The sequence below is a fragment of the Actinomadura sp. NPDC048394 genome (assembly GCF_040651755.1).
Taxonomy (GTDB): domain Bacteria; phylum Actinomycetota; class Actinomycetes; order Streptosporangiales; family Streptosporangiaceae; genus Spirillospora; species Spirillospora montaniterrae.
Genome location: NZ_JBEZJL010000041.1, coordinates 1 through 19,745, shown reverse-complemented (window position 1 = coordinate 19,745; position 19,745 = coordinate 1). Strand labels below are relative to the sequence as shown.

20 protein-coding genes are annotated in these 19,745 nt (G+C 70.1%); 9 read left to right on the top strand and 11 right to left on the bottom strand.

Features of this window, described 5'->3' with window-relative positions:
* The first annotated feature begins 30 nt into the window (after nucleotides 1–30).
* A complete protein-coding gene (locus tag AB0C78_RS28225; protein ID WP_360753433.1) occupies nucleotides 31–654 on the top strand; it encodes a LysE family transporter in 624 nt (207 codons plus the stop codon).
* A gap of 1 nt (nucleotide 655) precedes the next feature.
* Here the strand turns inward: AB0C78_RS28225 and AB0C78_RS28220 are convergent, their stop codons facing one another.
* On the bottom strand, nucleotides 656–2,038 hold the full coding sequence (locus AB0C78_RS28220; protein ID WP_360753430.1) for a PLP-dependent aminotransferase family protein: 1,383 nt from the start codon (nucleotides 2,036–2,038) through the stop codon (nucleotides 656–658).
* Nucleotides 2,039–2,124: 86 nt separating this feature from the next.
* Between AB0C78_RS28220 and AB0C78_RS28215 the strand changes: the two genes are divergently transcribed.
* A complete protein-coding gene (locus tag AB0C78_RS28215; protein ID WP_360753427.1) occupies nucleotides 2,125–3,510 on the top strand; it encodes a pyridoxal-dependent decarboxylase in 1,386 nt (461 codons plus the stop codon).
* 34 nt (nucleotides 3,511–3,544) lie between these two features.
* On the opposite strand, the gene AB0C78_RS28210 is transcribed toward AB0C78_RS28215, so the two are convergent.
* The 6 genes from AB0C78_RS28210 to AB0C78_RS28185 all read right to left on the bottom strand — a co-directional run bounded on the left by AB0C78_RS28210 (nucleotide 3,545) and on the right by AB0C78_RS28185 (nucleotide 9,761).
* Entirely contained in the window at nucleotides 3,545–4,336 is a 792-nt protein-coding gene (locus tag AB0C78_RS28210; RefSeq protein ID WP_360753424.1) for a PhzF family phenazine biosynthesis protein, read from the bottom strand.
* A 155-nt stretch (nucleotides 4,337–4,491) separates the two neighbouring features.
* A complete protein-coding gene (locus AB0C78_RS28205) occupies nucleotides 4,492–5,238 on the bottom strand; it encodes a B12-binding domain-containing protein (RefSeq protein WP_360753422.1) in 747 nt (248 codons plus the stop codon).
* Between the two features lie 226 nt (nucleotides 5,239–5,464).
* On the bottom strand, nucleotides 5,465–7,126 hold the full coding sequence (locus AB0C78_RS28200) for a SulP family inorganic anion transporter (protein WP_360753419.1): 1,662 nt from the start codon (nucleotides 7,124–7,126) through the stop codon (nucleotides 5,465–5,467).
* Entirely contained in the window at nucleotides 7,119–7,541 is a 423-nt protein-coding gene (locus AB0C78_RS28195; RefSeq protein WP_360753417.1) for a GAP family protein, read from the bottom strand. The genes AB0C78_RS28200 and AB0C78_RS28195 overlap by 8 nt, the downstream gene beginning before the upstream one ends.
* A gap of 96 nt (nucleotides 7,542–7,637) precedes the next feature.
* Complete coding sequence (locus AB0C78_RS28190; RefSeq protein ID WP_360753414.1) at nucleotides 7,638–7,877, bottom strand: hypothetical protein; 240 nt, start codon at nucleotides 7,875–7,877, stop codon at nucleotides 7,638–7,640.
* A gap of 72 nt (nucleotides 7,878–7,949) precedes the next feature.
* On the bottom strand, nucleotides 7,950–9,761 hold the full coding sequence (locus AB0C78_RS28185) for an alkyl sulfatase dimerization domain-containing protein (RefSeq protein ID WP_360753581.1): 1,812 nt from the start codon (nucleotides 9,759–9,761) through the stop codon (nucleotides 7,950–7,952).
* Between the two features lie 803 nt (nucleotides 9,762–10,564).
* On the opposite strand from AB0C78_RS28185, the gene AB0C78_RS28180 reads away from it, so the two are divergent.
* From AB0C78_RS28180 to AB0C78_RS28165, 4 genes are all read left to right on the top strand, one after another.
* Entirely contained in the window at nucleotides 10,565–11,881 is a 1,317-nt protein-coding gene (locus tag AB0C78_RS28180; protein ID WP_360753411.1) for a PQQ-binding-like beta-propeller repeat protein, read from the top strand.
* 120 nt (nucleotides 11,882–12,001) lie between these two features.
* Nucleotides 12,002–12,166: a hypothetical protein gene (locus AB0C78_RS28175; RefSeq protein ID WP_360753409.1), complete on the top strand. Its 165-nt coding sequence runs from the start codon at nucleotides 12,002–12,004 to the stop codon at nucleotides 12,164–12,166.
* A complete protein-coding gene (locus AB0C78_RS28170; protein ID WP_360753406.1) occupies nucleotides 12,163–13,473 on the top strand; it encodes a glycosyltransferase in 1,311 nt (436 codons plus the stop codon). The genes AB0C78_RS28175 and AB0C78_RS28170 overlap by 4 nt, the downstream gene beginning before the upstream one ends.
* 485 nt (nucleotides 13,474–13,958) lie before the next feature.
* Nucleotides 13,959–14,240, top strand: a complete 282-nt coding sequence (locus tag AB0C78_RS28165; RefSeq protein WP_360753578.1) for a GNAT family N-acetyltransferase — start codon at nucleotides 13,959–13,961, stop codon at nucleotides 14,238–14,240.
* An 825-nt stretch (nucleotides 14,241–15,065) separates the two neighbouring features.
* Here the strand turns inward: AB0C78_RS28165 and AB0C78_RS28160 are convergent.
* On the bottom strand, nucleotides 15,066–15,620 hold the full coding sequence (locus tag AB0C78_RS28160; protein ID WP_360753403.1) for a TetR/AcrR family transcriptional regulator: 555 nt from the start codon (nucleotides 15,618–15,620) through the stop codon (nucleotides 15,066–15,068).
* Nucleotides 15,617–16,426 carry an alpha/beta hydrolase gene (locus AB0C78_RS28155; RefSeq protein WP_360753400.1) on the bottom strand — a complete coding sequence of 270 codons (810 nt, stop codon included), beginning with the start codon at nucleotides 16,424–16,426 and terminating at the stop codon, nucleotides 15,617–15,619. The genes AB0C78_RS28160 and AB0C78_RS28155 overlap by 4 nt, the downstream gene beginning before the upstream one ends.
* Before the next feature lie 530 nt (nucleotides 16,427–16,956).
* Between AB0C78_RS28155 and AB0C78_RS28150 the strand changes: the two genes are divergently transcribed.
* Complete coding sequence (locus AB0C78_RS28150) at nucleotides 16,957–17,688, top strand: serine hydrolase domain-containing protein (RefSeq protein ID WP_360753397.1); 732 nt, start codon at nucleotides 16,957–16,959, stop codon at nucleotides 17,686–17,688.
* A 98-nt stretch (nucleotides 17,689–17,786) separates the two neighbouring features.
* Nucleotides 17,787–18,356: a Clp protease N-terminal domain-containing protein gene (locus AB0C78_RS28145; protein ID WP_360753395.1), complete on the top strand. Its 570-nt coding sequence runs from the start codon at nucleotides 17,787–17,789 to the stop codon at nucleotides 18,354–18,356.
* Nucleotides 18,357–18,498: 142 nt separating this feature from the next.
* On the opposite strand, the gene AB0C78_RS28140 is transcribed toward AB0C78_RS28145, so the two are convergent.
* Nucleotides 18,499–18,870 carry a zinc-binding dehydrogenase gene (locus AB0C78_RS28140; protein ID WP_360753392.1) on the bottom strand — a complete coding sequence of 124 codons (372 nt, stop codon included), beginning with the start codon at nucleotides 18,868–18,870 and terminating at the stop codon, nucleotides 18,499–18,501.
* An 18-nt stretch (nucleotides 18,871–18,888) separates the two neighbouring features.
* Nucleotides 18,889–19,392, bottom strand: a complete 504-nt coding sequence (locus AB0C78_RS28135; protein WP_360753576.1) for a helix-turn-helix domain-containing protein — start codon at nucleotides 19,390–19,392, stop codon at nucleotides 18,889–18,891.
* A 120-nt stretch (nucleotides 19,393–19,512) separates the two neighbouring features.
* Between AB0C78_RS28135 and AB0C78_RS28130 the strand changes: the two genes are divergently transcribed.
* Complete coding sequence (locus AB0C78_RS28130; RefSeq protein WP_360753389.1) at nucleotides 19,513–19,665, top strand: hypothetical protein; 153 nt, start codon at nucleotides 19,513–19,515, stop codon at nucleotides 19,663–19,665.
* Nucleotides 19,666–19,745: the final 80 nt, after the last annotated feature.

The following is a 19,745-nucleotide window of genomic DNA, read 5'->3' as shown; positions in this document are numbered from 1 at the left end:
CGGGCCCGGGCAGGCCGAGGAGACCGGCCCATGACGACGGCGCTCGCCACCGGAGCCGTCGCGGGCCTCGGGATCGCCATGCAGGTCGGGGCCGTCGCCGTCTACCTGCTCATGCTGAGTTCGATGGCGCCTATGCGGGTCGGCGCGGCCGCCGCCCTCGGCGTCGCGACGGTGGACGGTTTCTACAGCGCCCTCGCGGTCGCGGTGGGAGGGATGGCGAGCCGCGTGGTCGAGCCGGTCGTCGGCCCCCTCCGTTGGGCCGCCGCCGCGGTGCTGTTGTGGATCGCCGTGCGGGTCGTGATCGACGCGGTCCGCGAGGACGGCGACCCGGCCGACTCGCTCGGCGACACCTCAGGGGCTCCCTCACCTGGACGGGCCTACCTGCGGCTCATCGGAATCACGGTGATGAACCCGGGCACGGTCCTGTACTTCACCGCCATCGTCATCGGCGGTCACGTCGAGGCCTTCGGCGCCGTCGACCGGTCCGCCTTCGCCGTCGCCGCGTTCACGGCGTCCGCCATCTGGCAGATGGCACTGGTCCTCGCCGGGGCGGCATTAGGCCGCCTGCTCACCGGGGACCGGGGACGGCTGGTGACGGGACTGGCCGCCGGGACGCTCATCGCCGCGCTGGCCGTGCGGACGTTCGTCCAGTAGCTCATCCGGCTCCTCGCGTGCCTTGATGGCCGCATGCGAGATCCAGGACGGCGGCGACGCGGTCCAGCGTGCTGATCGGCGGGGTGTAGGGCAGGCGGAGGTGGTGGGCGTGGGTCGCGTCGGCGGCGAACGACGGCCCTGGAGAGAGTTCGAGCCCGTGGGCGCGGGCGCGCGTCGTGACGAGATCGGCCCGCTCGGTGGTCAGGCGCAACCAGAGCGCGAGGCCCCCGGGCGGAACCGTGAACCGCCAGCGGTCATCTCCGGCCAGCAGCCCGCTCAGGTGGTCGCGCTGCCGGCGCAGGGCGATCCGCCGGTCACGCAGCAGCGGTTCCAGGTCGCGTAGGAGTTCGGCGGCGACCAGTTGCTGAGTCGGCGCCGCCGACAGGGGTTCGCACAGGGGATGGTGGGCCAGCTCGCCGATGAGCGCGGCCGGCCCGCGGATCCAGCCGACCCGCAGTCCGGCCCAGATCGTCTTGGCCGCCGACCCGATGAGGAGGGAGCCGGGTATCCGCTGGACCGGTGCGGGGGTGTCGCGCAGGTCGAGATCGCGCATGGTCTCGTCGGCCACCACGGTCACCCGGTACCTGTCGGCCAGCCGGGCCACGGTCCGCCGGGCGGCTCTCGGCATGAGCGCACCGGTCGGATTCTGGAAATCGGGGACGAGGTAGGCCATCCCGCCCGCCGCGGTGCGGAACGCGCCGTCGAGCTGGTCCAGGTCCCAGCCGTCCGCGGTCACCCGGCAGCCGACCAGGCGCGTGCCGGACGCCCGGAACCCGGCCAGCGGATCGGCATAGGTGGGGATCTCCACGGCCACGACGCGGGGACGCAGGTGCGCCGACAGCAGCGCCAGGGCCGAGCGCGCTCCCGAGGTGATCAGGATCTGTTCGGGCCGGGTGGCGAGCCCCTCCGCCGTGTAGCGGTCCGCGAGCAGTGATCGCAGCTCGGGCAGCCCCGGGCCGGCCTCCCCGCTCTCGGCCAGGACCGGGCCGGAACGCTCGACCGCCCTCAGCACGGCCCGCTGATAAGGCGCGTGGGGTGCCGCCGGAACCGCCCTGCGCAGGTCGATCGCGCCGTGCTCGCCGATGGCCGACGACGGCGCGATGCGCGTCGTGGCCGCCGGCGGCAGCCGCAACGTGCTCGCGCTGCCGCGACGGGTGTCGACCCATCCCTCGTCACGCAGGATGCCCAGCGCCGCGATCACCGTGCCGCGGCTGACGCCGAGCGCCGCGGCGGCCCGGCGTTCGGCGGGGAGCCGTGAGCCGACCCGCAACCGTCCGTCCAGGGTCGCGTCGCCGATCGCGTCGGCCAGTGCTCGTGCCAGGCCGGCGTCTGGTCTGCGCCATGCGCCCAGCGCGGCGGCCAGCTGGTTGTCCGTGATGTGCACTGGTCCAGTTTGCTGCTATTGGACCAGTGTTTGCCGCCCCGCTCTGGATACCGTCCACCTGGACACCACGGAAATCGGAGCCTCCCATGCATCCACGCCTCGCCGCCGACCTCGCAGAACTGCCGGCTCTGCTGGAGGCGACCCGCGTCCGGGCGACCGGGATACTCGGTCACCTGGACGAGCAGCCGGTCGTCCCGCCGCTTCGCCTGCCCGCCCCGGAACCGCTCCCCGAGGAGGGAGCCGGGCTGACCGGGGCGCTCGAGGAGTTCGCCCGCGCCTGGGCCCCGCTGTTCTCGGCGAGCGCGGGCCCCCGCTACCTGGGCTTCGTCACCGGTGGCGTCACGCCGGCCGCGCTGGCGGGCGACTGGCTGACCGCGGCCGCCGACCAGAACCCCACCTCGGCGCTCGACGGCGCGGCACCCGAACTCGAACGCCGCACGATCGGCTGGCTGCGCGACCTGTTCGGCCTCGACGCCGCGCATCAGGGCACGTTCGTCAGCGGCGCGACCATGTCCAACACGGTGGGCCTGGCCATCGCCCGCGAATGGCTCGGCGACCGCGCGGGCGTCAGCGTCGCGGAAGAGGGCGCGGCGGCACTGGGACGGGTCACCGTCCTGTCCGGCAGCCCGCATTCGAGCATCGCCAAGGGCCTGTCCATGCTCGGGCTGGGCCGCACCGCGCTGGTCCCCGTGCCGACCGTCCAGGACCGGGAGGCGGTCGACCTCGCAGCCCTGGAGCAGGCATTGGCGCGGGTGGACGGCCCCTGCGTCGTCGTCGCCAACGCCGGCACGGTCAACACCGTCGACTTCGACGATCTCCGTGCCATCGCCGCGCTGCGGGAACGCCACGGCTTCTGGCTGCACGTCGACGCCGCCTTCGGAGGCTTCGCGACGCTGTCGCCGGCCCACGCGGACCTGGTCGCCGGGCTCGATGCCGCCGACTCCATCTGCATCGACCTCCACAAATGGCTGAACGTCCCCTACGACAGCGCCGTGCAGTTCACCCGCCACCCGGCTCTCCAGGTGCGGGTGTTCCAGAACGCCGCCGCCTATCTCGGCCCGCTCGGTGAGACCCCTGACCACGTCCACCTCACGCCGGAGAACTCCCGGCGCCTGCGCGCCCTCGCCGCCTGGTTCACGCTGCGGGCCTACGGACGGGCCGGGCACCGTGAGATCGTCCAGCGGAACATCGCCTGCGCACGCGCTCTCGGCGAGGCGATCAAGACGATCCCCGGGCTGCGCCTGCTGGCACCGGTTCGCCTGAACGTCGTCTGCTTCACCCTGGCCGAGGAACCCACCGCCGAGCGGCTCGCCGACCTTGCCGCTGAAATGGCGGAGGAGGCGTTCCTGACCCCGACCACCTATGCCGGGGTCCCCGCGCTTCGAGCCGCCTTCAGCAATTGGCGCACCAGCGGAACCGACATCGACCGCATCACCGGGGCTCTGAAAAACTGCCTCGACAGTTCCTCATAGGAGCTGCGGACGGCAGGCCGAGCCGCCGCCCCGGTCACGACGTGGGCTGCGGGCCGCCATGGAGGGTCAGGGTGCCCTGGCTGGTGGTGACGGCATGGCCGCCGACGTGGACGCGCCCGCCTCCGACCCGGAGTGAAAGCCGCCCTCCCCGTGCCGACGCCTGTACGGCCTCCAGCCGGTCGCGGCCGAGCCGGGCCGCCCACAGCGGACCGAGAACGGCATGGGCCGAGCCGGTCACATGGTCCTCGTCCAATCCGACGGCGGGCACGAAGACGCGCGAGGTGAAGTCGGCGTCCGCGCCGCCGGGGGCGGTGACGATGACGCGCCTGGCGGGCAGGCGGAGGATCCGCGGGATGTCCGGCCGGAGCGCCTCCACCTGCGCGGCGGTGTCGAGCACGATGACGTGGTCGTCGTCGTTCGTGGCGAATCCGGCGACGGAGGTGAGTCCGATCGCGTCGAGCACCTCCGCCGGGGCCTGGCGCGAAGCCACGGGCACCGCCGGAAAGTCCAGCCAGATGCGTCCGTCGCCGCGGGACGCGGTCAGGGTTCTGGAGCCGTGGCGAAAGACGATCTCGTCCTGGCCCAGCACATGCGCGGCGGCCAGGGTGGCGTGGCCGCACAGCGGCAGCTCGCGGACCGGCGTGAACCAGCGGATGCCCCAGGCGTCCCCCTCGCGCCAGACGAACGCGGTGGTGGGCTGGTGCAGCTCGGCGGCGGTCGCCCGCATCCAGGCCTGGTCCGGGGGAGCCTCGAGCAAGACGACGGCGGCGGGATTGCCGGTGAAGTGCCGCTCGGTGAACGCGTCGACGAGGAACCAGGCGGTCACATCACAGCCCTTTCACGATGAGGCGCTCCACCGCGAACTCTAAGAGACCGCAAGTCTCCTAGCAAGGGACTAATAGTCCCTTAGAAGGACGAGAACGTGCGACTTGCGCGAACGAGAAGGTACTGCCCGGTTCCCCACGCGGTTCGCGTTCGGGGTCAGGGAGTTCGCAGGGCGTCGAGCGCTTCGGACAGGGACGCGGCGAAGGACGTCCCGGGCGGGAGCCGTTCCGGATCCCAGCCGGGGCCGCCGACCACCACCCGCAGCGGAGGGCGCGGGGCGGGCAGGCCGGCGAGCCAGGACGCGTCCCCGGTCTCGGCGGTCTGCGACCAGATGAACACCGTGTGCGCTCCGGCCCGGCGGATCGCCGAGGCCAGCGCCGGCACCAGCACACGCGCCCCCAGCATGAGCCTCGGGGCGCCGGCCTCCGCCAGCGCGGCGGCCAGCGCGAGGATCGGCAGGCTGTGCTGCTCGTCCGGGGCGCACGCCAGCAGCCCGGGGCCGCGGCCCTGCCGGCCCGCGCCCATGGCCTCGGGCGGCGACACCGTGACCAGGCAGCGCGACACCACCGCCGACAGCAGGTGCTCCACCTCCACATAGCCGCCGGTGGCGGCGTGCTTGCGGCCGATCCCGATCAGCACCGGCACCAGGACCTGGTCCCATGCCGCCGCGACACCGTCCTGCCGCAGGGCGGAGCGCACCGCGTCGGTCATCGCGAGCTCGTCCATCGCCAACGCCGCCCGCGCCAGCCCGTCGACCTGCGCGGCCCGTGCGGCGTCGCGCTCGGCGGCCGGAGCGTCCACGGGGATGTCGTCGGCACCGGCCTCGTGGCCGCGCGGTGCCGAGGGCTCGCCGGACGGTGCGTCCGCCCCGAGCCCGGCCTCTTCGTCCGCCGCGTCCCCCATGCTCACCCAATACCCTGGTCCGGCCGGTCCATTAACGGCTTCACCAGGGCTTTCATCCAACGAGGCGGGTGGCGCAGAAGGCGTCGGCGACGGCCGGGTGCCCGTGCCTGACCAGCAGCGAGCCCTGCAGGACGAGCGCCATGCGGGGGCCGCACATGCCCCGGCGCGGCAGGGGAGATCAGGTCTTCAGACGGTCAGATCCAGGTGCAGGAGTTGCGGGGCGTGGTCAGCCGGTCGTTCGGAAGGCTTGCGTGGCCGCTTCGTTGGAGTCGTAGAGCGGGATGTCGTCCAGGCCGTAGTGGGTGAGCAGGCTGGTGATGGTGGCGGTGGTGCGGCTGATCGCGAAGGTGATTTCGCGGTCGGTGAGAGTGCTTGCGACTTCGTGGAGGGTCTGGGCGGCGGTGGTGTCGATGTCGGTGACGGCTTCGGCGTCCAGGACGATCCAGCGGACGCCGTCGGTGGTGAGGTCGAGGACCTGGTCCTTGAAGGTGGTGGCGTTGGCGAAGAACAGCTGGCTTTCGAAGCGGTAGATGACCAGGCCGGGGACGGCCTGTGCGGGGGTGCCGGGCTCGGGGTCGGGTGACATGCGCAGGTAGCGTCCGTTCGGGCCGGCCTGGAGGGTGGCGGTGGCGGGTCGTGCGGCGCGGCGGACGACCTCGACCGCCGACAGCAGGAACGCGATGATGACCGCGGTGAGGGAGCCGAGGACGGGGACGCCGAGCGCGCAGGCGGCGGCGATCCAGAACTCCGAGCGGCGCAGCCGCCAGAGCCGGGCGAACGCGGGCACGTCGATGAGCTTGACGACGGCGACGGCGACGATGCCGGCGAGCGCCGCGCTCGGCAGGTAGGCCAGGACCCGGCTGAAGAACGTGAGCAGGACGGCGACGAGGACGGCGCAGGTCAGGCTGGGGATCTGGGAACGGGACGCGGCGGCGTCCATCGCGGCGGTGCGGGACGCGCTGGAGCCGACCGTCATGGACTGGGTGAGTCCGGCGGCGATGTTGGCGAGGCCGAAAGCGCGCAATTCCTGGTCGGCGTCGATGGGGTAGCCGCGCTGCTCGGCGTAGCGGCGGGCGGTGAGCAGGCCGTCGGCGAGGGTGACGGCGCAGATGGCGATGGCGCCGGGGACGAGCGCGGCCCAGTGGGCGAGCGAGACGTGCGGCCAGTGCGGGGTCGGCAGGCCGGACGGCACCGTGCCGAGGATGGTGACGCCGTGCTCGTCCAGGCCGGTGGCGGCGACGACGGCGGTGGCGATGACCAGCGCGATGAGCGGGCCGGGCCAGGCGGGGACGAGGCGCCGCAGCACGACGATCATCGCCATGGTCCCGGCGCCGACGGCGACGCTCCAGCCGCGGGCGTCCGGGAGCTTGGTGATGATCTGCCAGAGTTCCGGGAAGTAGTGGTCGGCGGTGGTCTTGACGGCCAGGATCTTCTCGGTCTGGCTGGTGAGGATCTCGATGGCCAGCCCGGCGATGAACCCGACGAGGACCGGCTCGGACAGGAAGTCGGCGAGGAACCCGAGCCGGAACACCGCGAACAGCAGGAAGACGACGGCGCAGAGCAGTGCCTGGGCGTAGGCGAGTTCGACGTACTGCCGGCTGCCGGGTGCCGCGACGATCGCCGTCAGCAGTGAGGCGATCAGTGCAGCGATGGGCGCGTCGGGGCTGGCGACGAGCTGGCGGGACGAGGAGAGCAGCGCGAACACCAGGAGGGGGACGATCGCGGCGTAGAGTCCGACGACCGGCGGCAGTCCGGCGATCTGCGCGTAGCCGATGTTCAGCGGGATCGCCAGAGCGGCGAGGGTGACCCCGGCGAGGATCTCCTTGGACAGATCCGCGCGGCGGACGCCCACGATGCCGGCAGCGAGCCAGGCGGGCCGGTCAGTCAATGAGGCCGCCGATGCCCTTGCCGATCAGGACGACGCCGATGACGAGCAGCAGCACGAACATGACCGTGGTGTTGTTGCGTTCGAGCCAGGTCTTCAGGGCGTCCAGCGGCCGGCGCATGCGTGCGGTGTCGGCGACGTAGACGATGACGGGAAGCGCCACGCTGGACACAGCGATCACGGTGAAGACGGCGACGGCGACGATCTGGCCGCCGGTGCTCAACCGCCCCTGGCTGATGGCGATTCCGGCCGCGGCGCACATCATCAGGTTCTTCGGATTCACCGCCGACAGCAGCAGCTTGATCCAGGAGACGCCGGTCTTGGGCTGCCCCGACGCGGCGGTCATCCCCAGCCCGTTGGCGATCAGCAGCAGCACCACGAGAATGACCGCGATGATGGGAATGGGACTGATCGCCACTCCGGCGCCAGCGGCAGCAGTGTCCTGACCTCTCCCACGTCGCCCCCGAACTCGGCCGCCGCAAGCGGCCGTCGGTTGGCGGGATACCCGTTGTGATCAGCCCTGTAGATACCGCCCATCAGGCTTTGCTGACTTATCGCCAGACGCGGCCGGAGCTTGGAACGCCTGGAAGTAGGTAACCAGGATCTGCAAATTCCGCGCGCGGCAACCGGGCGGCGGTCCACCAAGGGGGATCATGAGCGACTGATCGCCGTCGCCTACGACGATCTTGCCACCGCCGAACAGGCGCGTGACGAACTCGTCCAGCACGGCCGTGGAGCCTCGCCTGGTGATCATCGACCGGACGGTGAGCACCAGGCGAGGCCCGCATACCCGGCCGGGATCCTCGCGGCCCCGGCCGGGCGGCGCTCAGGGCGTCACGATGGCGAAGTTCGGCTCGGGCGCGTCGATGGCGCCGAGGAGCCGCCGTAGCGCCGCGCCGTCGCCGGTGGCGGTGATGCCTGCGGCGTCCTGGCCGCTGACCAGGGCGAGCAGCATGGGCTTGGTCAGCGACAGTGTCAGGTCGGCGCCCTGCGGGCCTTCGGAGATCCTGCGGTGCATGAGCGCCCCGTTGGACAGCGACATGCGGTACCGGTCACCTGAATCGGTGAACTCCCAATCGATGGTCAGATGCTCGTTCCACGTTTTGGGCCCGTTGACGCGTATGGCCAGGGAATCGAAGACCTGCTCGACGCTCAGGCCGGCAGCCATTCCGCCGGAGATGCTGGTCGGAACGGGCTGGATGCCCTCCCGCAGTTCCTTCGCGCCGGTGAGGTAGAAGTTGCGCCATGTTCCGTTCTCCGCGCCCTGCCCGAGCCGCTGGTATACGTCGGCGAGCGCGGATTTGGCGTCGGCGTTGTCGGCGTCGGCGAACACCACGTGGTTCAGCAGCGTCGCGGCGAAACGCAGATCCCCGTGGGCCGCGTAGTCGCGCGCCATCGCCATCACCTTGGAGGCGCCGCCCATGCATTCGACGTACCGCTTGGCGTTCTCGACTGGCGGATGCTCCCACAAGTGCGCTGGATTGCCGTCGAACCAGCCCATGTAACGCTGGTAGATCGCCTTGACGTTATGGCTCATCGAGCCGTAGTAGCCGCGCGCGTGCCAGGCGTTGGCCAGTGCGGGCGGCACCTCCGTCATCTCGGCGATCTCGGTGCCGGTGAAGCCCTGGTTGAGCAGCCGCAGCGTCTGATCGTGCAGGTAGGCGTACATGTCCCGCTGCTGGGACAGGAACGCCACGATGTCCTCGCGGCCCCACGTCGGCCAATGGTGCGAGGCGAAGGCGACGTCGGCCCTGTCGGCGAACAGGCCGATCGCCTCGTCGAGGTACCTGGCCCATACGCGCGCATCGCGGACGAGGGCGCCGCGCAGCGTCAGGATGTTGTGCTGGTTGTGGGTGGCGTTCTCGGCCAGGCACAGTGCCCGCCGGTCGGGGAACAGGAAGTTCATCTCCGCCGGGGCCTCCGTCCCGGGCGTCATCTGGAAGACGATCCGTACTCCGTCGATGACCTCTTCCTGGCCTGTGCGGGTGATGTCCGTGGTGGGCGGGACCAGCGAGATCCTGCCGGACGAGGCGGTCTGCCCGAGGCCGGTCCCGATCATGCCTTCCGGGCTCTTCTCCAGCATGACGCCGGTGTGGTAAACGCCCCGACGACCCATTGCGATGCCCGCGTAGACGTTCTCCGAGACCGCATGTTCCAGGAACCCTGCCGGAGCCAGGATCGGGATCCCATCCGGATTGCCGGGTTCGATGACGCCCTCGGCGCCACCGAAATGGTCGACGTGGGAATGGGTGTAGACGAGTCCGGTGACGGGACGCTCTCCGCGATGCTGCCGGTAGAGCGCCAGCGCGGCCGCGGCCGTCTCGACCGACACCAGCGGGTCGATCACGATCACCCCCCGGTCGCCCTCGACCAGCGTCATGTTCGACAGATCCAGGCCCCGGATCTGGTAGATCCCGTCCGCGACCTCGAACAACCCCTGCTTGGCGCACAGTTGCGACTGCCGCCACAGCGACGGGTTCGCCGTCTCCGGGCACGGGCCGTCCAGGAACGCGAACGCGTCGTTGTCCCAGACGACCTTTCCGTGTGCGTCCTTGACCACCGCGGGCGACAGCGAGGCGACCAGCCCCCGATCGGCGTTGTCGAAGTCGGTGCGGTCCCCAAAGGCGAGCTTCTCCATAAGGGGTGCCTGTCCAACCGAAAACCGCCGTAAAGCCCCCACCCGGCAAAGACCTCTGCCGTCCCGCCGGAACCCTGACGGCCGCCATGGCCTCCGAAGGTGCACCTCGGCCAGCTCTCCCGGCATGGCGAAGTCGATGGCGTTGAGCCGCTCCGGCCGGTTCAGCGTCAGGTAGGCCCTGCGATCCCTGCTCTCGTACAAGACCGTCGACATGCAGACTCCCGTCCATCAGTGCGGGAACCCGCCGGCGCCGTGCAGGGGAGGCCGCGATGAGACGCCGCCCTGGGGTGCGTTACGGAAATTCTCCATGCGATTGAGGAATGCAACACTCGACGAGCCGGCCGGTATCAGATGAGCGGATCTCGAAGGCGTCGCCGATGTCCCGGACACCGGGACGCCGGACCGCGGGTCCTCGCTCCATGTGAGGCTGCTGGATCGGCCGTCGAGGTCGGCCGGCGAGAGGGAAGTTCATGGCCCGGGCAGCAGCGATAGCGTTCCGGAGAAGACCGTCGTCGAGGACTTCCTCCTTTCCGACGAATACCCGGCCGCGTCCCAGTGAGCCTCCGCCGAGCCGTGCCCCAAGGACACCGGCAATCGAGAATCATCGTGCCCATGCCAGGCAACTGTGCCGACCGCTGCCACAGTACCCACGGCTGGGCCCGCCGCGTGCGAGAGCATCGATGTCATGACGCGCATCGCTCGACGTCAGGCGTCCACCGGCATCGCTGGTCAAGTATTCGCCGCTCCAGGCGGCCGCAGGTTGGCGGCACTCTCGGTAGGTCTGATTGGAAGGAGCACTCCTCGTGGATGAGGAGAAGGAACGCGGGGACGCGGCGGCCGAGCCGGTTCCCCTGCGGGGACCGAAGGGCCGCTGGACGGGGCGGGCGATGAGTGTGCTCGGCTGCGCCTTGGCGGTGGTGGTCCTGGTGGGCGCGGGCGTGTGGTGGTTCAGTCCCTGGGAGCACATGATGGGTCTGCACGGCGCGCCGCCGAAGGCGGCGGGCGGAGTCCCTTTCGAGGGGGAGCGGTTCTTCCGGGACGTCGTGGACCCGGTTCTGGCCGGGGGCGCGCTGGTGGAGAGGCACGGCCGGGGAGTGCGGGCCGTCGACCTGGGCAGCGGCCGGACCTGGTGGAACTTGACCAGGCCAGGGCGGGCGACCGTCGCCTCGGTGTGGAAGGTGGACGACCGGCGCGTCGCCGTCGCCTGGACCGACCGCCGCCTCACGGTCGTCGACGTGCCGTCCGGCCACCGTATGCATGTCGAACTGCCGGACCGGTCCGCCGCCGGGGGCGTCATGGGGACCGAGAAGATCCGCGTCGGGGCCGGCGGGCTCAGCGGTCCGGGCGGACGCCTGCTCGTCGCCGCCGTACAGGACCGCGAAGTCGACGCCTACGACGCCTCGTCGGGCCGGCGGGCGTGGAGGAGGCCGGCGCCTCGGGGCTGCTTTTACCATGACGCACTGCAGGACGGCATTCAAAGCCAGACGCGGCTGCTGTCATTGGACGTCGACTGCTTGGAATACGGCGGCCAAGCGGCGGACTACGCTTACAGCACTCTGCTCGATTCATCCGGTGAGCCGCTCCCGGGCTTCGCGCATTTCCCGGGCGGTTCGCTGCTACCGGCGGGTGACCACGAACTCCTGCAGGACAAGAACGACGACGTGAAGAGCAATGGCTACCGGCTGATCGATTCACGCACGGGCCGGACCTTGTGGCGTGTCGACCAGTGGTCGTCCTCTCCCGCGGGCGGCAGGGACGAGGTGACCGCGGCCGCCGGCCAGGTCGTGGTCACCGATCAGGAAGGCGCGCAGGTCGCGCTCTACCGCGCCGCCGACGGGAGACTGCTGTGGCGGCGGAATCTGGGCGACTCGGCTCTCCTGCGCGCCGGCATGGTCATCGCGGGACAGGTGCGCGTCATCGAAGAGGAGCCGCCTCCGATCAAGGTGGTCACCTTTACCTCGACGGGCGGGATCGAAGGGGAGCAGGACCTTCCGATGTTCGAGGGCGCTGGACTCCCGGCCCTGGCCGGAGGCGCTTATGGAGCCCTCGTGGTCGCCGACACCGAACCCGAGCCGAACGGCACCCACCGCCCCTCCGTACTTCTCACCGCCCGACGCTAGACCGGGGCATTCAAGGATGAGAAGCGCTCACTGAGACCCCAGACAAGATCTTGCCTGCATTCGGTCATGTGCTGGCATGTTCCCCGGGAAACGCCGAAATCGGCTGGTAACTGTACGTGTATGGACTATGGCAAGACGCTACCGTTCACCGGGCTGGGAATCCCGGTCTTCGGTGTTGTGCTGGGAGAGACGTGGCTGGCCGCCATCGCGGTGGGGCTGGTGCTCATCGGGGCCATCGCGGTGCGGCTGACGTGGCGGCGGGACAAGGACGTCTCGTCCAGGTGACCCGCTATGCGGGGTGTCAGGCTCGCGGCCGGGTGGTCCTGGCGGCGTCCTGCATCGTGGCGGCACTGACGGTCTGGGTGGTGCTCCACCTGATCACGCCGTACTCCCCAGGGCTGGCCGCGTTGTGGACGGTGTCGGTGGTGGCGCTGGTGTGGGGGCTCGGGCTCGCGCTGTTCGAGCGTCCGGGCACCGGGGACCCGGGGGACCTCGTGGTGGCGGTGGCGGTGCCGGTCTTCAACGAGGATCCCGCTTTGCTCACGGCGTGCCTTGACTCGCTGCTCGACCAGACGCGGCTGCCCAACGTCGTTCACGTGGTGGACGACGGTTCGACGACCGGGACCTACGATGAGGTGCGCGCGGGGTTCCTGCGCGCCGCCGGAGCACACGGAGTCCGCGCCCGTTGGACACGCACGGCCAACAGCGGAAAACGGCATGCCCAGGCTGTCGCGTTCCGGGCGGCGCCGGAGGCCGATGTTTATGTGACGGTGGATTCCGACTCGGTCCTGGACTCGCGCGCGTTGGCGGAAGGGTTGGCGCCGTTCGCCTCTGAACGGGTGATGTCGGTGGCCGGGGTCTGCCTGATCGCCAACAACCGCCGGCGCCTCGCCTCACGCATCTACGATCTGTGGTACATGTCCTTCCAGACGGTGGACCGGTCAGGGCAGTCGGCGATGGGCTCGGTCCTGGTGAACTCCGGTGTGCTGGCGCTCTACCGCGCCGCCGTCGTCCGTGACAACCTTGACGGCTACCTCAACGAGACGTTCTTCGGCCGCCCCGTCACCTTCTCCGATGATTCGATGCTCACGCTGTACGCGCTGCTGCGCGGCCGCACGGTGCAGCAGCCGACGTGCGTGGCCTTCACTCTCGCACCGGACGGCCTGTCGCACTGGCTGCGGCAGTACCTGCGATGGGCCCGAGGCTCCACCATCCGCACCTGGTGGCGGCTCCGCTACCTGCCGCTCGACTCCTACGCCTACTGGGCCCACCTGTTCCGCACGGCCTACTTCCCGCTGGCGACGGTCATGGCCTTCTTGCTGCTGCTCCTCCACCCGATGCTGAACCGCGGCCTGGTCGTGGACGCCATGGTGATCACCGTGCTGCTGTCCTACCTGCAGAACCTGCGCTACCTCACCTACCGGCGCACAGATCAGCGGCTCGCCTCCCAACTGCTGACCTACGCTCTCAGCCCTCTCACCTCACTCTGGATCGCGTTCTTCCTCCGGCCGGTCCGCTGGTACGCCGCCGCCACCTGCCTGCGCACCGGTTGGGGAACCCGAGCCGCCGGCGTCGAGGTCACCCTCACCTGACACGGGAAGAGACGGCCGTCGCCTCCGAGCTCACCGGCTGGACGCCGGTCAGGCCGCGGGCGACGAGCCCGCGCGGGAGGGGGAGCCGGGCGGCGCCCTCCCCGGCCGAGGTGACCTCATTGCCGAGAATCTGGCGGGACTTTTCGGTGTTCACACCAGTGGCCAACCACCAGCACGTGCGCGTTCATGATCCGGCCAGCCTCGCGGACCTTCCGGGTCATGGCCGTCCGCTCACACGGGACCGCTTGTCCACCCGCCGGGTGCCGATGCCGAGCAGGTGGGAGGTGGCGACCGCGCTGACCAGGGCCTGCTCGGCGCGGCGGCGCTCCAGCAGCCAGATCTACGCGGTGGCCGTCTCGCCTCACGATGCCGCGCACCTTGATCAACGCCCCCCCCGGTGGACGCAACCTGATCTCGGGCCTGCACTGAAGTGATCAGAGTGCCGGTACAAAGCACGGCTTCTGTCCGGTGACGCCGGGTCATGACTGCTGAACCTGAGGTGTCCGTCGTCTGCTGGCCAGGCCAGACCCGTTCCGACCAGGACGTTCGCCAACATCGACGAGCTCCCGGAACGCGACCGGGCGGAAATCTGGACGGACCCCGCGTTCCACGGCCAAGGCATCGCGTCCGGCCTGCTCAGCGCCGCGCTTGAACATGCGGCGAAGAGCAGTGGGGGCCCCGTACGCCTGTCGGTATGGAAGTGGCGGACCGGAGCCATCGCCCTCTACGAACGTTCTGTCGTAGGAGTGACCACAGCCACTCAGTGACCGCCCCGACGGTGGCAGTCGTCGCGATTCTGCTGGTCGGCGGGGACGAACACCCAGCCATGGTAAAGGGTTGGCAAGGCGTTACCGCCTTCCCTGGTGGATGCAGGCGGCCCGTAGACGGTTCCGCGGACTGTAGGCCGAACTGGGGTCACCAGGCGAGCGGTCGAACTGGTGCGTCGGGTGGTGCCCCAAATGGCGGTTCGGAAGCCATCGCCGTGATGGCCACCGAGGGTCTGCCTTTCCAGGCCATGTTCCGGGTGCTGGAGGTGTCGGAGTCGGGTTACTGCGCCCGCCGGGACCGGACGCCCTCACCGTGCTCCCTGCGGCACGCGTGGCCGACCGAGCGGATCAAGCGGGTCCTCTCGCGGCACCTACGGCGCCCGCCGCGTCCACGCCGAACTCGCTCTGTTCCCGCAACTCCAGCGGATACTTCCTCGGGCCAGCCATGGTGACAGGTCCTCTCATGAGACCCATCTGACCTGCTGTCAGTTTCCTCCGCATCTTGGGGGAACCCCAGGGCCACAGCCTGTGCTACGACCGGGACCACCACGCCCGCACCCGGGCGGAAGCCCGCCGCACCGACTTCGACGCCTCTGGCCAGTTGGCCTTCGAGGTGTAGCGGCTACTTTGCGCCATGGGTCAGAGATAGGACACTGAGGCCTAGTCTGCAGGTTCAAAGGTCTATGGCACGCCTGCCAAGCGGGTATCTGTTTTGATGCGGGAGCCCGCAACGTCATCGACCGGTGCTGGCATACGGCCGAGTGGCTGCCTCGGCGCTTGGGCGCCGCGACGATGATCCGTTGCTTCGCCATTCGCCGGAATCCGTCATGTAGGGAGGAACTGGGCCAGGGCCGTTCTGATGTCGGGCTGGTGGCCGCCTTGGTTGAGTTCGAGGATGGCGGCCTCCACGACGGCGCTGTTCCACATGGCCGCGCTCGGCTCGGGGTGGGCCCGGCCCATGGCGGCGAAGTCGGGGCTGGTCAGCTGGACGACCGTTCTGTTCCGGGATGCGATCGCCTCGATGATCGCGGGGTCGACGCGGGCCTCCAGCAGCAGTGCGCGGACACCGCGATGGCGCAGGCATTCGTCCAGGTAGGCGTTCGCGGCGGCGAGCAGCCGGCCTCGGCCCGGTGCCATTCCCGCGATCGTCTTGTTGATCTCTGCGAATGCGCGGTCGTGGAATTCGGTGTGCAGCGCCAGCAGGAATTGCGACCGGTCGCGGAAGTGGTGGAAGAAGGTGCCCTTGGCCACGCCCGCCTCAGCGACGATGAGGTTGACGCTCATGCCTGCCAGGCCCGTCCGCTCCGCCAGGGACAGGCCCGCGGTGATGAGTTGCCGGCGGGTGGCCTCCGCGCGCTGCTGCCGGACGCCGGTGCTCACTGCGCGCTCCCGGCGGTCCGCACCGATTCCAGGAAGGGCAGTACCAGGCCCAGAAAGCCGTCCGGATCGGAGGCGAAGGCCACGTGCCCGGTCTCCAGCGTCCGCAGGTCCGCGTCGGGTATCGCCGTCTGCGTCTGGCGTGCGGCCGACATGGGGAGGATGATGTCGCGGGACCCCCAGGCCAGCAGCACGGGTACATCGAGCCGGGGTCCGTCGGCTCGCAGGTCGTAGGCCGGATCGGCGATGCTGCGCCACAGCGCGGCGGACAGCGCGGCGCCCGTCCTGCTGCGCGCGGTGTCCTGGACCCGGCGGGTGATGGCGCGGAGCCGGTCGCTGTCCGGCTTCATGTACCGGGGAACGAGCCGGGGGAACACCGCCCGGTTGACGACCGGGACACCCAAGGCCCGGGCCGCGAGGCGCGGGACCTTGACGAACCCGCCGGCATTGACCAGGACCAGCCCGGCGACCCGGTCCGGGTGGTCCAGCGCGAGCCTGGCTGCGGCGTACCCGCCGACCGAGTTGCCGACGAACACGGCCCGCTTCAGGTCCAGTTCGGCGACGAGATCGGCGAGGACACCGGCGAGCAGCGGCGCGGTCACCGACCGCGGCCCTCCGGTCGGTAGCTCGGAACGACCGTGCCCCGGCCAGTCCACGGCCAGCACGCGATGGCCGGCGGCCGCCAGAGGCTCGGCCACCGCGTCGAAGTCGGTGTGGTCGTGCAGCGCGGCGTGCAGCAACACGACCGGCCGCCCACGGCCCTGCTCGGCATAGAACACCTGCCCCGCTCTGCTTCGGACGAAAGGCATCGCACATCCTCGATTCATTGACCGACCGGTCGGTCATTTGGGCCAGGCTACTCCCTGTCCGAGAGAAGGCAAACTCTGCGTCGTGTGTCCTGGATCACGGGCTGAAGTGGCCACACAGGGCCGATCCGGTCCGTCAACCCAAGGGGAACGGCCTCCCCGGGAGTGGGTGGGTGCGGCCTGGCCCGAAGACGCCGGACGAGCCGGAGGCGCATCAGTAGGAGGCGGACAGGTGAGGCTTTGAAGGGCGGAGAAGACCACACCGTCTACATCAACTACTTGTCCCGGCCATAGGCGGTGCAGTAGTGGGTCTGCGCGCTCCGGCGTGGCGCCTTCTTGCCGGGCATGGTCGCCTTCCTGGCATCATCTATGGCTGGAGCTGCAACCGTTAGTTGCTTTCCGGATACATGCAACACAAGGTTGCCGAATGGTGAGTCGGGGAGTCACGGTCGGCGGTTGAGTGCTTTTCGGCGTGCGCTGGAGGCCGAGGTGGCGGCGGGCGCATCGCGGGGGTCGAACTGGTGCATGTGGCGGTGGGCGAGGCGTTCGGCCGTGGCCGGGACGATCTGGTGCAGATGATCGTGACCGCGCAGGCCGATCCGGACTGGGTGCCGGGCCGGCGTGCCGGCCATCTCGGCCACGCCGGTTACCTGATGCTGGATGAGATCGTGGCGCGCGCCGGCGGGATGACGTTCGCCGAGTTCCAGCAGAGGCAGGTCATCGAGCCTCTCGGACTGGCGTCGCGGTCGGGCGGGACCGGACTGGACGTCATCGACGTGCCCTGGTTCGGGTCGGCGGAGCTGGCCGACCGCGTGGGCCGGTTCGATGTCGCGAAGGGCTATCCCAGCGCGTGCGTCGCGGGCCCGTTCGGTCAGGCCGCGACCGTCTGCGAGCTTCTCCGCCAAGGCGGGCGGTGGGCCGGCCGTCGGCTGCTCGCGCCGGAGACCTGCCGGGTGCTGCTGGCCGATCATCGCCCTGCCGAGATGGTCGACCAGTCGGCCGGGCGGCCGCGCCGGTGGGGGCTGGGGGTGGCGTTGGCCGCGGAGAACTTCAGGCCGGCGTCCGGCGATGCGTTCGGCGCACTGGGCGGGATGGCCTGCATGGTGTTCAGCGGCCCCCGGCGGCAGCTCACCGCCGCAGTGCACTTCAACGGCAACATAGGTGCCCTCGAGCGCCTGGACCGCGACCGGCGGGTCACCGAGGCGCTCTACACCGACCTGGACGCATTCGCCACGGAGAGTGTCTCGCGAGCCGCGACGAACTGACGCTGGAGGCGCTGATCGAGCAGGTACGGTCGCCGGGCGACGCGTCTGCACTTGACCGGCTGACTCGCGCGCTCGACCTTTCCGAGCACCTCGACCGCTTGGCGGAGATCGTCGGCTTCTTCGTCGATGAGGCCCGCAGTGAGGGACTGACCTGGACCGACATCGGGACCCGGCTCGGGGTCAGCCGCCAGGCCGTGCAGAAGCGGTTCATCCCGACCGAGACCACGCGTGGGGAGTTCTGGGGCCGGGCCACTCCGGCCCTGCGCGAGACCGCCGAGCGCGCGCACCTGGCGGCCCAGGCCCGCCGCAAGACCTACCTCGGCACTGGGCATCTTCTCCTTGGTCTGGTCGGTAGTCCGGAGGACAAGGCCTGCCTGGCTCTGGCCCGGTGCGGGGCTGCTCCGGACACCGTTCGCGCCGCGATCGACGGTCAGATCGGCGTCCCCCGCGGCGAGCCGCTGCCCGACGAGACCCCGATGACCGCGTTGGCGCTGCGCTGCCTGCAGCATGCTCTGCGCGAGTCACTGCGCACGAACTCACCGGCGATCAACAACACGCACCTCGCGCTCGCGGTGCTCACCGTCTCCGAGGGCATCGCCCACCACACTCTCACCAACCTCGGTGTCAACTACGAAGCCCTCCGAGCCGCGATCACTCCAACTCAATGAAAGTCCGCCCTTTCGCCGTGCGATCCCAACTCCGCAGGCTCGGTCACGCGGTGGCGGCTGATGTACTCGGCGACCGGCAACGGCGACCGGCGCTCTCCCTGGCCTCTGACTGTTTGGCTACGCAGCTGTTCGTTACCCCTGGTTAGAACGTCAAAATGAGTCGTCCTCGGACACCGCCTGCTTCGAGGAGGCGGTGCGCTTCGGCGGCCTGTTCGGCTGGCAGGATCCGCGCCACTCGTAGCGTCACCTGACCGTCCTCTACCTGCCGGCGGAGGTGGTCGAGTTTCGTCTGCTGGCGCGCGTACTCGGCTATCCAGACGGGCTGGAAGGCGACGCCGCGTTCCCCCATTCCCTCGGAGCCGCGGAGGGTGGTGATCCGGCCGCCGTCCCGTACGGCGCGGGCCGTGGGCTGGTCGAGGAGGGCGCCGTCGACCAGCCCGTCGACGCCGGCGGGCACGGCTGCACGTGCCTTCTCCGGAAATTCGGGCCCGCGGGCCACCAGGCGTGTCGTCATAGGTCTCAAATCGTGTTCCTAGGTGCTGCGGTCGCGGCCGCCAGCCGCGCCGCCAGGGGGGTTCAGCCGGATCTCGATGTTGTCGGACATCGCCTCCGGCGCCGGCTCGGCGGTAACGCGGGCCCGTACCGGACGGCCGGTTCCGGCCTCGACGAACGACAGGGGCGGACGGTCTTCCTGCAGGTACTTGTCGCCCCATTGCATCAGCGACAGGAACACCGGCAGCAGGTCCTCTCCGGCCCGGGTCAGCCGGTACTCGTCGCGGGCGCGGCTCCCCGGCTCCCGATAGAGAACGGGCTCGACGACACCCGCGACCTTCAGCTGTTTGAGCGCCCGCGACACCGCGGGTGCCGAGGCCCCGATCCGTGCCACGAAGTCGTCGAACCTGGTCGTGCCATAGAAGCATTCGCGAACCACTAGGAACACCGTCTTGGTGCTGAGCAGGTCCAGCACCCGCCCCGCCGAGCATCGGTCGCCGATCGTCCACGCATCCCGGTCGCTCAGCCGTTCCTCGAAGTTCATCGCCACCCCGCCAGTGTAACTAACGCTTGCGTTATTCAGCAGGGTGTGATTCGATCTCGCTAACGAGATCGTTAGTCAGGTGGAGGTGCCGTGGTTGCCGTAGCGGGCAAAGTGGTCGTGGTGACCGGAGGCCGACGTGGACTCGGCGCGGCGCTGGTCGACGAGGTGCTGGCGCGCGGGGCCCGAAAGGTGTATTCGACCGCGCGCTCGGCGTACATCGACGACCGTCCAGAGGTGGTCACCGCCGAGCTGGAGGTCGGGCCTTCCCCCTGAATCGTGGTCACCCTGAGTCCTGGATCATGGTGTCCGGGCTGGAGGGTCTGGATGGCGAAGGAGAACTACTCGGAGGAGTT